The organism is Candidatus Woesearchaeota archaeon, assembly GCA_016214075.1.
GTDB lineage: Archaea > Nanobdellota > Nanobdellia > Woesearchaeales > DSVV01 > JACRPI01.
The window spans coordinates 1-14,067 of record JACRPI010000008.1 but is presented as its reverse complement, the minus strand read 5'-3'; the positions used below and the strand labels follow the sequence as shown (position 1 = coordinate 14,067).

Here is a 14,067-nt window from a genome sequence, read left to right as displayed (position 1 = left end):
TCAATTCCTTCATTTTATGCCAAAAGGACCATTTCGTGTGCGGGATTTAGCTACTCTTGATGATCATCTCAGTGATGCTGATGCGAGAAACATCTTTCATTATAGGATCACACTTGATGATAATGATCAATATTTAGTAGAAGAAAGATATCAAGAAGGACTTGTTCTTCAAGACCGAGCAGAATTTACTTATACTTTAGACGGAGATACAGAAATTACTACAACAAAATGTTATGATGCACAAGGGAACTATACAGGTAAAGTTGTTGGAAAGTTTACTCCTCCTGACCGTCATGAAAGTGAGATGTATGACGCAGAAGATAATCTAACGCACCAAACAGAAGGTTTATTCCAATACGCAATTATGAATGGAAAACCTGTTGTTCAGTGAGGTTATTTACATGACTGCTTCTATCGCTATTCTCGGTGATCTTCATGGTCATTACGTTCTCGCCGCAACGCTTTTAAAACGTTGGGAGAGAGAAACAGGAAAGACTCTCGACGCTGTTCTTCAAGTTGGAGATATGGGTATTTTTCCATGTCCATTTGCAAGAATTGATGAAGCGACAAAACGATTCGCAGAAAAAGATCCAGATGAAATCAGCTTTCAACAATTTTATGAAGGAACAGGTGATGCAGAACTTCTTTTTGGTGGAGAAAGACCTCTTTTTGACAAAAACATACTTTTTATTGGTGGGAATCATGAAGACTTTGATTTTCTTGCACAGCATGAAGGACCAGAAGGGGTATGTGCAGTTGATGCATTTGGTAAATTTCATTATTTGAGAGATGGCGCAGAAACAGCTATTGAAACAAAAAGAAATGGTCCAATAGTTATTGCTGGACTTGGTGGATTAGAATATAGAACTGGACAAAGAGAATCATGGCATTTTAGCAGTGTTGCATATAGAGCACTTATGGCAAAAGAAGGTGTTGATATTCTTCTGACGCATCATCCACCATTTGATGGAACTACGGAACGAGGTTCTCCAAAAGTGAAAGAGCTTATTGAGACAGTTCAACCAGCTTATCATTTCTGTGGGCACTATCATGATCCTGGACAACAACTTTCCGTGCAGGGAAAAACACAATCGTATCTCTTAAATGAAGTCAATTTTAGAAATGCGAGAAGAATAAATCCTGGATGTGTTGGTATTCTTACGTGGGAACATATGTCGCATCATTCCTTTGCAGTTCTCGATGAACCATGGATGCAAGAATACACAAGAGAGAATTATAAGGGAAAATTGAGAGAATTGATAACTGCTTAGAATACATTAATATGGCTCTTTTATATTTAGGTTAGTAATTTTGTTAAAATCTTTTACATTCTTTGTAATAAGCACCGCATTATTAATAATGGCAGTTGCCGCAATAATTGCATCAGGAACCGCAACATTGTATTTTCTACTTATATCCCCCGCAAGAACGGTCAATGGATTATCTACTGGTATTTTTTTCCATAGCGCCAGGTATTTTAAGAGCATTTCTCTCTTCTCCTGCACAGTATTTGCATTTCCCTGCAATAGTTCAACCTCAGTAATAGCTGAAAAAAGAATATCTTCCCTTCCAAGTATAAGCTCAAAGAAGGAAAGAGCAGGGAGATAATTTCTCAAATGATCAATAAAAATGCATGTATCAATCACATAGATCTTTTTTTCCATTGCGCTCGCACTCTTTTCTGATATATTTCTCCTGTTTCCTTGAGATCTAACCATAATCCCGCTGCATTTTCCAGGATTTTCTTATCTGCTTTTACTAACTCTATGCGATCGTCATCAACAACGAACAACACTTTATCCCCTATACGAAAGTTTTTCATTGACCTTACATCTTTTGGTAATGTGAGCTGATAGTTCCTTGTTATTACTGAGATCCCCATAGTAAATATTACTAGGACATACTAGTATTTAAAGATTGTGTTAACGATGCGATGATTTTCACTACTAGCTAGTAATTAACCAAAAACTTTATAAATATGGGCGTCATAGAAGTACGTATGGCAGGGTTAGAGAGGTTATTGCGGAAAGGGATGCCACTTGGACTTGTCGCGGCACTTGGCTGTACTGGAAATAGAGATAGTGGACAACCTGATGATACTGGCAGAGATAGTTCTTACGATTCTGGAGAGACTGGAGATAGTGATACTTCGACGTATGGAAGCGCGCCTGTCATTACTTCTGCTTCAACTGCGACCGCGTACTTGAATACTCCTTTTACTTATACTGTAACCGCGACACAATCTGATAACGCAGGAACATTGACATGCCGTATTGACGAATTACCATTTGATGTTTCATATAGCAATAATGGCTGTACGATGTCCTTTACTGTGACTGACGAATTTATGGTTGGAGAGAATTACAATATTGATGTCGAAGTGGAAGATAGTTTTGGCGAAGATGACGCATCGCTTGAATTGACGATTGCTGATAGTTCGACAAATACTGCTCCTGTTATTGAGACAACTTCATTAAGTTCCGCTACTGTTAATACGGCGTATAGCGCTTCCATTTCCGCTACTGACGCTGAAGGAGATGCGTTGACGTACAGCATTGTTGATGGTCCTTCGTGGTTGTCTATTAATAGTTCTGGACGACTATCTGGAACACCTTCCACTTCTGGTACAGAGACTGTTGAAGTGAAGGTTACTGACGCTGGTGGATTGTCTGATAGTGCTTCCTATTCGTTGTTAGTTGCTTCTGTTGCTTCAGTTGATATGTATGTTATTGATGGCGATGATGGAGCTGCTGCTGATAGTTCTTGTTCCATTGATGTAACTCTTACTAATAGTACTTCTGGTTATTCTTCCACAGTTACTATGGACGCGTCTGGTGTCGCGGCGTTTAGTTTAGATGAAGAAGGTTTGTATAATATTTCTGTTCCCTCAACGAATACTGGTTCGAATTGTTATGGTGGCGTTAGTTTGGATGAATGGATTGATGTTTCCGCTGGAACAAATTCAGGTTGGGTGACGTTGATACCTGAAAGTTATCAAGACGACGTTGTTGATGTTGTTGGGTCGCAGATTGATATGGGAGATATTTCTGGTCATACATCTGGTGATGTTGATAGTGTGACGAAGTTACTCAAATATGAAGCAGGAGTAAGCTCACGAACGCCATATACTCGTGGTTGGAATAGTAATATTAAAGATGGAAGTGTCTGCTTAGAAATCGAAGATTTTAATGGATATACATACTCAGGAATTGATTATGATAGTGCACTGGCTGATGCTGTTGCAGCATGGGATGGTTCATTAGCACCTTGTATCGATATCGTTCCTTCTGGATCCGGAGGAGATATTTATTTTACGTTATCTGGAAATTGGCAAACTGATGTTAATTATGTTGGTTCTACTGGTGTTATAGATGATGTAGAGATTAGTTATGGTGGTGCAGGTAGTTATGAGGGGGTTGTGACTTACATAATGCATGAAAGTGGGCATTCTCTTTTAGAACATACAAATATAGAAGACCAAGATACCTCTGATAGTGTTGATGATAGTTTTATCATGGATTCCGCTCCTTCAGCAGATCAACCACACGAACTTGAACTTGTTCTTGCGCGCGTTTACAATAACATTGGTGCAGAAAGCCCTACTGGCGCAGATATTGACTTATATAACGGATATCTTGAATAAAACATACTATTTCTTTCAACTTAGCTCAGATAAAGTAGTTACCTCATTTTTGCCCGATTTATAAACAAACTTCTCCTTTTTAAGCCAATATACCAAAATATTCGAATAATATTAGAATTAAGCTTATATAGTTACTACTTTACAGTAACTACTGTTGCGTAACAGCAACGGGGGAAAAGAAAATGATAGTAGAAGACAAAAACATGGAGTTGATTTTGGAGAACGCACCAAAGCAAATAACACCGCATCTCTATAAAATTGAAGGATTGGCATATGTGGTAACTAAAGGAGAAGTACCATCAAGAGTGCCTTACAAAAGCTGGCATGCTGATTTTGCCAAACAAGTTGTTGGCTTAACACTTGTTGGGTTACTTATGGGCGCAGGAGGCTATGTTGGAATGAAAGCAACGGAATATGCTTTTGACCACTATAAGGAAATTCCTGCACTTGTCGAACAATACGCACAAAGGTAGAACCATGAAAGAAACACAGAGGAAAATACTCCAAGCATTGCGACAGAATTGTCGTGTCTCTGTCAATCATTTGCATAAAGAAACAAATATACCCGCAATAACCCTTTATACAAATCTTCAGAGATTACGAAACAGTGGCACAATTCGCAAAAACACTGTGCTTCTTGACTTTGCAAAGCTTGGATATCCTCTGCACATTATTTTTTATTTTGATTTTTATGATGAAAGAGATGTAAAATTTTTGTGTAAAGATAATTTGAACACCCTTCTTCAGTTAGATCTTCCTCATGTCTTTTTAGCAGAAGCATTCTTTAAAAATGGTGTACAACTTGATCGCTTTCTTAATGAATTTGAAGAGAGAATAAAGCCAAAGAAAATATTATTTTGGCAAGTCAAGAATGATATTATGCGTGAGAGATTTTTATGCTAGGAAATCAGAGACTCATAACAACTTGTTCCAATGCTTTCTGAGAAAGTTCATATCCTTTGACAGGAATTGTAACTTCTGCATTTTTCCCATCTGTCGCTTTTGTTTGTATCGTAACATTGTAGGTCACAGGAACTGCTGCCTGCTCAAGAAGAGGAAGATATTTTTCCTGCCTATAACCCGCTTCGTTTAGTTGTTGCGCAGCATCAATCTCTGCAACCTGATCAAGCGTAAAGGTAAAATTAGGAGAAGAGGGAGAGAGTTGGATTGTTACATTTCCCATGACATTTGTTTTAGTGGTGAAAGTATGTCCTGTTTCATCAATCGTAAAGTATGATGAAGCTATTTCCAATGGAGCACTAATTGCAGGGATGATATAGAGTATCTGTTCCCCTGTTTGTTTTATTTCTCTTTTATCAAGCTCTACTTCCACTGTTTGATAATTTCTCGTAGGGCGATTTTTTTTTGGAGTAAGAATATAACTTGCGATACCTCCTGCAGCAAGGAATGTGCCAGGTGCAGCAATGATATAACTATAACCTGGAGACTTCTCTAAACAAAAATCAGGATTATATGGGCTACAATGTTCTTCTTTAACGCCTAGCATTATCCCATAACCAATTGCAGCAACTACTAAACCAACATCTGTTGTTACCGCAGCAACTTTACTCTTTCCATACGCATACTGTCTTTGTTGTTGTGTTTGTATGGGTTGCAAAACATCATATTCTACTTCATAATCTTGCTTCTTCACATTTATAGAAAGAGTACCACTCTCAGAAATAGAATGACTTACTTTATATCGAGTTTCCGCCGCGGTTTCTTCTCCTACTTCTTTATACGCGGTACTCACTACAGATTCCATCTTCCAAGAATAGGTTTGCGGCGCAATACATCCATTAAGCATAGTTGCTGCAACAATGGTTGCTGTTACTTTTGATATTTTAGTTTCTAACATAATCATCACAGTTATTACTATTTAGGGAGAAAACTATATAAACTTATAAAGGTTTCTTTGTTTTTATGAGATCGGCATATTCGTTACTTATTGGGGCAACAATTGCAACAGCAGCGTATGCTGCCGAACCAACACTTTCTGTTCAAGAAATGTTAGCAGTAAAAGAAAAGATCAAAACAGCAGATTCGTACTCTTCTCGAAATCTTCCCGGAAATGCACTTCTCCAACTTTTAGAAGCACAGGAAATTGCAGGAACAGCTTTTCGTGATGAACTTAAACCACGACTAACTGCAACAACTACTGCACTTCGAGATTACGTAGATACGTATCAAATTAACATTCGTGTCACTGATCAAACTCAAAGTGGAAGAGGAGAATATCTTCAGTACGCACTTCTCGATAAAGGATATAAACTTGGAATAGAAGTAGTTCCTTCTGGTGGCGCATATACGCTCACCGTTGATGTACGAACAATAGAAGTTGATGAAAAAACAAAATCACAGAGATATACTATTCTTGTGCCAACAGGAACAATGAAAACATTCAATGGAGAATACGCAGCACTGCAACAGACCGTTGACATTGAATGCGCAGATTATTTTGCGCGAAGAGACGCTGCGCGAGGCGCAGGTGTTCAAGGATTTAATGGATTTGCAGGAGCAATCAACGCGGCAAGCTCAAGTGGAGGCACTGATCTTCTTGGTATCGCGTTTGGTCTTGCAAAAACAGTTGACGCTTCTTCAAGAGTAAGCGCCGCGGACGCGGCAAGTCATGATTGCCAAGCAGCGCAAGAAGAACTGCAAGCAACTTCTATGTTTACCTCAGACACAATGACCGCACCTTTTACTTATACTGAAGAAGTGAGCAGAAAAACCGCGACAGCAGGTGTTCGCTTCACATTAACAACAAATAAAGGTGCTGTCCTTTTAGCTTCTCCTCCACTAGAGTTTGCGTTTATGAGAGAGGATGTCGCGCGAGACGAAGTTGCAAGCAACAATATCAAAGGAGATCCTAAAGAGAGTATTTCTGACAAAGAAGTTATTCGTGGTGTTCTTCAAGCAATTCCACAAGAAGTTTATGATCTTACGAATCAAGGCGGCGGATTGTGGGATGTTATCGCACTTCAAAACACACAAACACTTTCCGGAGAAAGAGCGCTTGAAGCGTATGTTCAATTGTATTTTGACGCGTACCAAGCACCAACAAGAAAAGTTGCGTTGGATTATGTTGTAGAGAACAGTAGTGTAACTGCAAAGCAGTTAGATAAGGCAAACTAATTATTTTGCAGCTATTCCTTGGATTTCTAATTGTTCTTTAAATTGTTGGAATAACGTTATTTTATCTGTAAAAACTGAAAGAGGAATCGGACTTTTATTGTTAGAGAAAGAAAACCATTTCTTAGGTGGGTTTACTTCTTCATTCACTTGAGATAGAAACCCTGCTAACATTCCCATAGATCTTCTGTTTTCTGGAATTTGTTTTAAAATTGCAATCAAGACGACAAGTGCTTTTGCCTTTTCTTCAAATTCTTTTCTCCGCTTCGGATCTTGTTTTGCCAGTTCTTTATAGATTTTTACGAATAGTTCTATTTTTTCTATTGTCCAGAAGAATTTCATTATCGAATAACACCTCTTTTAGTACCATGTAATGTCTTGGTAGAAGTAGTAATCTACTCCACCGTATGTTCCTGAATAAATACATGATTCATTGTAGACGACAGCGTCTCCATCTGGTTGAATACATCCTGCTTGTACTCCATCTGTATCCGCTTCCCAATCATCTGCATCATCAGTTCCAAAAATGTAATTGCAATAATCAGCATTACTTGCATCATAACATGCTGCTTGTGTTGGTGTACAAGTTTGAGTTCTTGAAGAATACTCAAACCCTTCTGGACACCAATGTTCATCAGAACAAACAAAAGTCAAGATCTCAGCAGTGCCTTCGATACAAGGACCGCTCCCCACACACACTCCAAATGATCCTGAAAGATACTCAATTGTCTCCTCTTCACTATAGCACTCCCCATCATACACGCAATCTGTTGCTTCAGAACAACACCCTGAAGTTCCATCTGAAGAACATTCATCAAACTCTACTGCTGAACGTGTATCGGAACCAACATACTCCCCACAAACCATCTCCTTCGCGTCACAGCCACCAGTACAACACCTATAATAATCCGCATCAAGAGTTGTATCGCAAGGATACCAACTACTGCCATCCTCATCATCCAATCGTCCAACACAATATGAACCATCTGAACATGCAGATGTTTCTGTCGTACACTCCAACTCATCAAGACACAAATAATACGAACTATTCAACGATAATTCTGTTGAAACTCCACCATAAGAAACATTCTCTTCATCTGCCGCGTCTGTGTAATAAAACACGAGATTTGGTGGCTCAATATCCGCAGACGCCGTCGCGTTACATGAATGCCAATCTTCTGTTCTCGTCATGCCATGCTCCCAACTAAAGCAATCCACATTGTCATAACTCTCTGTCGCAGCAGACCAAGGAAAAATATACGCGCTCTCTAACAACGCAACAGTATCAATACTTGAAACAGAAGAAATATCCTCATCCACATTCGTTGAATACCAATCATCATTTGAACCATCTGGAGATATTTCATCAGACGTTACTGAATTATTCACATAACAAAAAAGATAATCTGATGTCTCATCTTCATCAGCAACGCAATCAGACAAATCCATTACATCATCAGCGTCCGCGGGATAATCGTCACCACAATCGTATGAACCGCCAAACCCGCTCCAGCTCCAACTCCACGTTGGCGCACCTGTCAATGTTGTTGCAACAGCTGCAGTCATGCCTGTGCTCTGCGCAGTCACTAGGAGCGCGCCAAGAACAAGAGCAACAAGAAGAACAGAAAAGACAGACTGCATCACTTTGCTTGATTGCAGATGCTCGTCAGCAAGCTGAAAATACAGATTCAGATTTTCAGGTGTATGCCCGTGAATTTCCATCTTTGTTCGAATCTTTCCATCAAGATGCCCTGCCTTTCGCTGGCGAACAATATAGTCCACTATCTCCTTATGCTGCTTCGCTATTCCTTTGCGCATGCCTTTTTCTCAGAGAAAGAGCTATTTAAAGTTTTGGAAAGAATTCCAGAGAAACCGCCTTTCCAACTCAGGAAAGTGATCGTTTCATTTAATATTCTTCTCTACTTCTTGTTTGATCTTGTCAAATAACTCTTTTGTTCTTTTTTTAAGAAGTTCAAATTCCATATCACTCAAATCTGTTTTTGTTCCATATTGCATTCGTTCACGAACATCCACAATTTTACTGCTTTGCTCAAGATTTTCTGTCACTTCCCTATCAAAAATTTCTTTGATATCATTGCCTGTTAGGAAAGTAATTTCGTTATTTTTTATCCATTCTTCGACAAGCGCAAATGTACATGATTGATTTCTAGATTCATAGCCTCTTTGCGCAAGAAGAGCAAGCAAGCCATGATAAAGAGTATAAAACGCAGCGCTTGCGGAAAAGTCACCATACCCTAATTCTCTAAACGCAGTTATTCCTCCAAAAATATGATTTGCTTTTGACAAATGCTCCTGCATACGCTTTTCATTGGGGAGGACTTTCTGCAATCCTTTATGTCTTTCTCCTTTTCGCTTCCCTTCATCTAAACATTTCTTAAGTTTATCATTGATTTGCATCCTTAATCACCTGAACAAGCGTTTCATAGCCCCAAAGAACAATGCCCGTCTGGATCGCACTAACAACAATAGGGTCATGTTTTTTCAAATTCTGAATAAGGTCACTTTGTGTTTGTACAATATCATGTATTTTCACAGGAGTTATATCCTGAGCCTTTGCAAGCGCTTGTTTGAATGTGTTATAGTTCTCTTTTTCAATAACAAAAAGAACATCCAAATCAGATGGTTTTGCTTTTGAAGTAATATAAGATCCAAAAAAAATACAGAGGGATGTGAGCTTTTTGAGAGCAAGAAATTCTTCCGCTCGTCTTTTTATTTTCCCCTCTAGTTTATCAGGAGTATAAACAAGTTGAAGAAGGGGCTTTGTTTTCTCATTTTCAAAATTAAATTGATAGGTTACAATGTTTGAAAAAGGATGAGGAGTAATAATTTCCTCTTTTTCAAATTTAGTAAGAACTTTATACGCGCTTCCTGCAGAGATATTAACTTCATTGCTCAGACCATTTATAGATAAATTTCCGCCACTTGTCCCAATGATTTTGAGCACTTTTCTCTCATTTTCTGTAAAAAGCATATATTCACCTTTTGGAAATAAACATTCATCTTTAGTGAATAAGCATTCACCTTTAGTATATAAAGTTTCTGCTGAAAAAACCATATTCGAAATGTATAAATACAGGAAAACTAAGAAAAACAAAAAAGAGGTGTTTTTATGAAAAAGTTACTAATTATTTTTGCATTATTATTATTTCTTCCTTCCATAACCGCTGCGTCATACACACAAACCGCTGCTGATGTCAGCCCGGGGGTTTTCGCTGACGGAGAGTATTATTTCTCTAACGAGGCTAACGTTGTTATTGGAACCGATAGTGACCCGGGACTCTCTTCGCCTGCTTCTCTTTATATCACTGAAGGCTCGAATGATATTCCAGTCTACATTACGACAGGAAACAGCTATTCATTATATTCTAAAAACACAGGCATTGGAACTGCTCTTTTTGGATATTCTGAAGAAGGGAGAGGAATCTATGGAAAAAGTGATGCAACTTCATCCAGTTATGCTGCAGTGTATGGCTATGCAACTGGTGGCGCACCCGCAGTCTATGGATATGACTCTTCAGGAAGTGGCATAGGAGTAAAAGCATATTCTACCAATTATGGTTTTTATACAAGCGGTGCAGATTATGGATTGTATATTCCATCTGCTGATACATATGGTGTTTATGTTGCAGCATCTGATCATTACGGCGCTAAATTTGTAGGTGATGTCGGCGGTGTTTATGGTGACGGAGATTATTATGGAGTTTATGGAAATAGTGATGTTATTGGAGTAAGGGGTGATGGTGAGACGTACGGCGTTGAAGGAACTAGCGATGCAACAGGCGTTTATGGTTACAGCAGAAGCACAAGTTCGCTTGAATGCGGTGTTAAAGGATATAATTTTGGATCTGGCAATACAGGATACATTGGTTGTTATAATTATGGAATTTATACACCAGATGATGCAAAAGTAGATGGCACATTACGTGTCGGCAGCTGTTCTGGCTGCGACATCGCGGAACATTTTATTGGAGATAATCTTGAACCGGGAGATGTTGTTGTCCTCGATCCAACTTCAGCAAATCATGTGAGAAAAACAACGACCCCTTACGATAAACTTGCAGCTGGAATTATTTCCACCGACCCTACCATTACCATGGGTCTTTCAGAAGGTGTTCCTGTTGCGTTATCCGGCGTTGTTCCAACAAAAGTCATTGGAACTGTTCACTTAGGAGATTTACTCACCACATCATCAACTCCTGGCTACGCTATGGCGTGCGCAGATTATAATAAATGCGCAGGCGCAATCATCGGCAAAGCAATGGAAGAAAACAGCGGAGGAGAAGGGGTCATCACTGCATTGGTGATGCTCGGATAAAATGATAAATTTCTACGATCTTTTCGCAAGCCCTGTTTTCTGGGCAATTATCGTTGCAGTTATCGCAGCGCAAGGTGTCAAAATAGTATTGCTCGTTTTCAAACAAAGGCAGAAATTTATTTGGGAAGATTTGTTTGTGACCGGCAGTATGCCTAGCGCACACGCAGCAATTGTTGTATCCCTTGTTGTGATATTGCTTCTCACTGAAGGGTTTAGCCCATTATTCTTTGTTTCATTTGTTTTCGCCGCTATTGTTATTCGCGACGCAGTTGGAGTTCGCCGAACTGTTGGTGAAGAAAGTAAAGTGCTTACTAACGTGATCACTGTTTTGAAAACAAAATTTCACATTGCTATTTCTCGTAAGATGCATCAATCATTAGGACATCAGCCTATAGAAGTTTTTGTTGGCACATTAATTGGAATTGCTTCTGCGATTGTTGTGTATTTAGCGCTTTAATTATTTCTTCCCAAAAAATAACTGAATATCGACTTCTGGTTCTGTGCTCATTTCGACATGCAAATCTTCTGGGAAACATCTGCTGTACATCGGCCAGCCATAGCGCTCGTCCATAAAGACAATAACTCCCCTATCTGTTTCGCTTCGAATACAGCGTCCCGCATTCTGCAGAATTTTATTAAACGCGGGAAACACATAGCCGTAATCCCAACCGCGCTTGAACTTATTCTCGAAATATTCAATGAGCTGTTTTGTTTCTAAATCAGGGGTGGTGAGCGGAAGACCCACAATGATAACGCACTTGAGCAAATCTCCTGGCAAATCCACTCCTTCTCCATAGGAGCCAGAAACTGCTCCGAGAAGCACTGCGCCGATCTCTTTGTAAGACTTGAATTTCTCCAGAAGCTCTCCTTTCTCTTCTTTGCTCATATTTGGCACTTCTGAAAAAAGTGTACGTTTTGATTCTGTACTGAAATATTTGTACACCGCGTCACGCATCGCATAGCTTGGAAAGAAGATGATAGAATTACCTTTCACCGCGTTTGTCATGACCGCGCACTCCTGCGCTATTGCATTAAACTGCTGCTCACTTCGCTCTGTGAATTTTGTTGTTGTTTTTGGAACAACGAGACACATTCTATTTTTTTCTGGAAACGGACTGTCGTAGACATGCTCTGTTGTATTTTCTTTGTCAAAACCTAATATGTCTCTATACATGTTTGTCGGCGTGAGTGTTCCTGACATGATTATCGTGCTGTATGTCTGCTCGATGATTTGTTTTGTGACGACAGAAGGATCCAAGCATTTATAATGCAAGGAGATGATGATTTCCTGTTGTGAACGATTTATTTCAAGGATTCTTGCAAACCCTTCTGATTGCCCTTCCCACCATTTCAAAAAGTTTACAATTCCACCTATCGCGCTTTTCTTCTGTAATTGTCTGACTGCTTCTGCTATGAATGTGAGATCTTCCATGAGTTTTTTGTACTCTTTGAACATCTGAACTTGTTGCATAAAATCTTCCCGCGCCATTAACTTTTGCTGACCAACAGCTAATGAATGCGCACTGTTGATGAGGATATTCTGGATATTCACCAACGACTCTAAGGTTTCTGTATACTGATATTTTCTTGCTTCCTTGATTGCATTTTTTAGCATGATGCTGGTAAGCTTTATTGACGCGCTGCTTCTCACTCGTGACGGAAGGTTATGTCCTTCATCGACAATCACTATTGCTTTATCCATTGTTTTTCCTGTTTTTCTGAAAAGAACTTCGGAGATCATTGGATTGAAAATGTAGGAATAATCTCCCACAATCACATCCGCTTCTTTAACCATTTCCATAGTGATTTCGTAGGGACAGACACTATCCTGCCTGCAGATGTTTATGATTTCTTCTGTTGGATGAATATTTTGCTTTACTTCCGCGACTGTCTTTTGTCCCTGCACAGAAAGCTTGAAATTGGTTCTGACATTCGTGTAAAACTCGCACTTGCCTCCTTCAACTGTTGCTTTGCAAAACTCGGTGAACTCTCCAGAAGTGAGTTCTTCAATGCCAGGGAAAAGGCACATCCATTTTTTTCCGATTATATCTGCGACTATTAGTTTGATGTTGTATTTTTCTTTTATTTCCTGCAGCGTTCGGATCGCGATTTCATGTTGGGTGTGTCTGCTGGTGAGAAAGAAAACTGTGAGATTATTTTTTAGCGCATGGGGAAGTGTTGCTGAGAGCGCTGCCGCGGATTTTCCAAGTCCTGTTGGGGCGTGGAGCAAAATGTGCTCTTTATTTTCCACTGCCGCTTTTATGTCCGCAATGACGTCTTTCTGGATGGGACGGACTTCTTCATGCGGAAAAAGAATTTCTGGAATTTCTGTCATTATTCTGGACAAGAACGGTTCGTTTAAATGTGTTGTTGTTGGGAGTAGGTTATGAACACTACAGCTTTTGATAAGAATACTTTTTTATATTCTTAAGAGAATACAAGGTTATGAAAGCACAATGGCAACATCAAATAAAAGATTCCACGCGAACGTTTAGTCTCCTCCTTTTCTTTGTCTTAGGAATTTCTTTTCAGATTATTTTTCTCTTTAGAATGGTTTTAACAGATTCTTTAGTGATTAGCCCTCCTTCATGGACAATAATTTTTGAGGGCATACTTCTTGGAATTATAGTACTTTATAATATATTTTTGTCTCTGTTTATGGTCATTAAAAGATACCCTTATATTCTTCGCATTGCTGTTCTTCTTAATCTCTTTGCACCACTTACTTTTTTATTGTCTTTTCTGATAGTTGAATTTGATATAAGCCATGGATATTTTTTTGCTGGATCTCTTTTACTATACCCTTTTCTAAAACTTCTTAGAGCCTATCCCGAAAGGAATAAATAGTAGCTTTCTCATTGAATAGATATTAGGGAATGGGTCACGTGAGAATGAGAAGAGGTGACCCGATGGGATTAGTTGTTAGAGATGATGGTTGGAGAATTCCGGATGAACT

At 39.1% G+C, this 14,067-nt stretch carries 16 protein-coding genes; 8 read left to right on the top strand and 8 right to left on the bottom strand.

The features are described from left to right. Positions 1-16: 16 nt before the first annotated feature. Together HZC31_01725 and HZC31_01720 are read left to right on the top strand one after the other, a co-directional pair. Positions 17-391, top strand: a complete 375-nt coding sequence (locus HZC31_01725; protein ID MBI5002079.1) for a hypothetical protein — start codon at positions 17-19, stop codon at positions 389-391. A gap of 10 nt (positions 392-401) precedes the next feature. Further along, positions 402-1,271, top strand: coding sequence for a metallophosphoesterase (locus HZC31_01720; protein ID MBI5002078.1), 870 nt, complete (start codon positions 402-404; stop codon positions 1,269-1,271). A gap of 6 nt (positions 1,272-1,277) precedes the next feature. Here HZC31_01720 and HZC31_01715 read toward each other — a convergent pair whose 3' ends face one another. Both HZC31_01715 and HZC31_01710 read right to left on the bottom strand, forming a co-directional pair. Continuing rightward, a complete protein-coding gene (locus tag HZC31_01715) occupies positions 1,278-1,664 on the bottom strand; it encodes a PIN domain-containing protein (GenBank protein ID MBI5002077.1) in 387 nt (128 codons plus the stop codon). After that, positions 1,643-1,882, bottom strand: a complete 240-nt coding sequence (locus HZC31_01710; GenBank protein ID MBI5002076.1) for an AbrB/MazE/SpoVT family DNA-binding domain-containing protein — start codon at positions 1,880-1,882, stop codon at positions 1,643-1,645. Before HZC31_01710 ends, HZC31_01715 begins: the two co-directional genes overlap by 22 nt. A 117-nt stretch (positions 1,883-1,999) precedes the next feature. On the opposite strand from HZC31_01710, the gene HZC31_01705 reads away from it, so the two are divergent. The 3 genes from HZC31_01705 to HZC31_01695 all read left to right on the top strand — a co-directional run bounded on the left by HZC31_01705 (position 2,000) and on the right by HZC31_01695 (position 4,546). Next, complete coding sequence (locus HZC31_01705) at positions 2,000-3,643, top strand: putative Ig domain-containing protein (protein ID MBI5002075.1); 1,644 nt, start codon at positions 2,000-2,002, stop codon at positions 3,641-3,643. 182 nt (positions 3,644-3,825) lie between these two features. After that, a complete protein-coding gene (locus HZC31_01700; protein MBI5002074.1) occupies positions 3,826-4,116 on the top strand; it encodes a hypothetical protein in 291 nt (96 codons plus the stop codon). A 4-nt stretch (positions 4,117-4,120) separates the two neighbouring features. Continuing rightward, on the top strand, positions 4,121-4,546 hold the full coding sequence (locus tag HZC31_01695) for an Lrp/AsnC family transcriptional regulator (GenBank protein MBI5002073.1): 426 nt from the start codon (positions 4,121-4,123) through the stop codon (positions 4,544-4,546). 4 nt (positions 4,547-4,550) lie between these two features. Here HZC31_01695 and HZC31_01690 read toward each other — a convergent pair whose 3' ends face one another. Further along, positions 4,551-5,507, bottom strand: coding sequence for a hypothetical protein (locus tag HZC31_01690; protein MBI5002072.1), 957 nt, complete (start codon positions 5,505-5,507; stop codon positions 4,551-4,553). A 59-nt stretch (positions 5,508-5,566) separates the two neighbouring features. Here HZC31_01690 and HZC31_01685 point away from each other — a divergent pair, with 59 nt between their 5' ends. After that, complete coding sequence (locus tag HZC31_01685; protein ID MBI5002071.1) at positions 5,567-6,778, top strand: hypothetical protein; 1,212 nt, start codon at positions 5,567-5,569, stop codon at positions 6,776-6,778. On the opposite strand, the gene HZC31_01680 is transcribed toward HZC31_01685, so the two are convergent. The 4 genes from HZC31_01680 to HZC31_01665 form a co-directional block, all read right to left on the bottom strand. Further along, positions 6,779-7,117: a hypothetical protein gene (locus HZC31_01680; protein MBI5002070.1), complete on the bottom strand. Its 339-nt coding sequence runs from the start codon at positions 7,115-7,117 to the stop codon at positions 6,779-6,781. A gap of 18 nt (positions 7,118-7,135) precedes the next feature. Then, the gene (locus HZC31_01675; GenBank protein MBI5002069.1) at positions 7,136-8,593 is read right to left on the bottom strand and encodes a hypothetical protein; all 1,458 of its coding nucleotides are present in this window, start codon (positions 8,591-8,593) and stop codon (positions 7,136-7,138) included. Between the two features lie 84 nt (positions 8,594-8,677). Then, a complete protein-coding gene (locus tag HZC31_01670) occupies positions 8,678-9,193 on the bottom strand; it encodes a hypothetical protein (GenBank protein MBI5002068.1) in 516 nt (171 codons plus the stop codon). Continuing rightward, positions 9,180-9,767 carry a nucleotidyltransferase domain-containing protein gene (locus HZC31_01665; GenBank protein MBI5002067.1) on the bottom strand — a complete coding sequence of 196 codons (588 nt, stop codon included), beginning with the start codon at positions 9,765-9,767 and terminating at the stop codon, positions 9,180-9,182. The genes HZC31_01670 and HZC31_01665 overlap by 14 nt, the downstream gene beginning before the upstream one ends. Positions 9,768-9,905: 138 nt before the next feature. On the opposite strand from HZC31_01665, the gene HZC31_01660 reads away from it, so the two are divergent. Both HZC31_01660 and HZC31_01655 read left to right on the top strand, forming a co-directional pair. Continuing rightward, positions 9,906-11,111, top strand: coding sequence for a hypothetical protein (locus HZC31_01660; protein ID MBI5002066.1), 1,206 nt, complete (start codon positions 9,906-9,908; stop codon positions 11,109-11,111). Between the two features lies 1 nt (position 11,112). Continuing rightward, a complete protein-coding gene (locus tag HZC31_01655; GenBank protein ID MBI5002065.1) occupies positions 11,113-11,568 on the top strand; it encodes a divergent PAP2 family protein in 456 nt (151 codons plus the stop codon). Here the strand turns inward: HZC31_01655 and HZC31_01650 are convergent, their stop codons facing one another. Then, positions 11,569-13,446: an ATP-dependent DNA helicase gene (locus tag HZC31_01650; protein ID MBI5002064.1), complete on the bottom strand. Its 1,878-nt coding sequence runs from the start codon at positions 13,444-13,446 to the stop codon at positions 11,569-11,571. Positions 13,447-14,067: the final 621 nt, after the last annotated feature.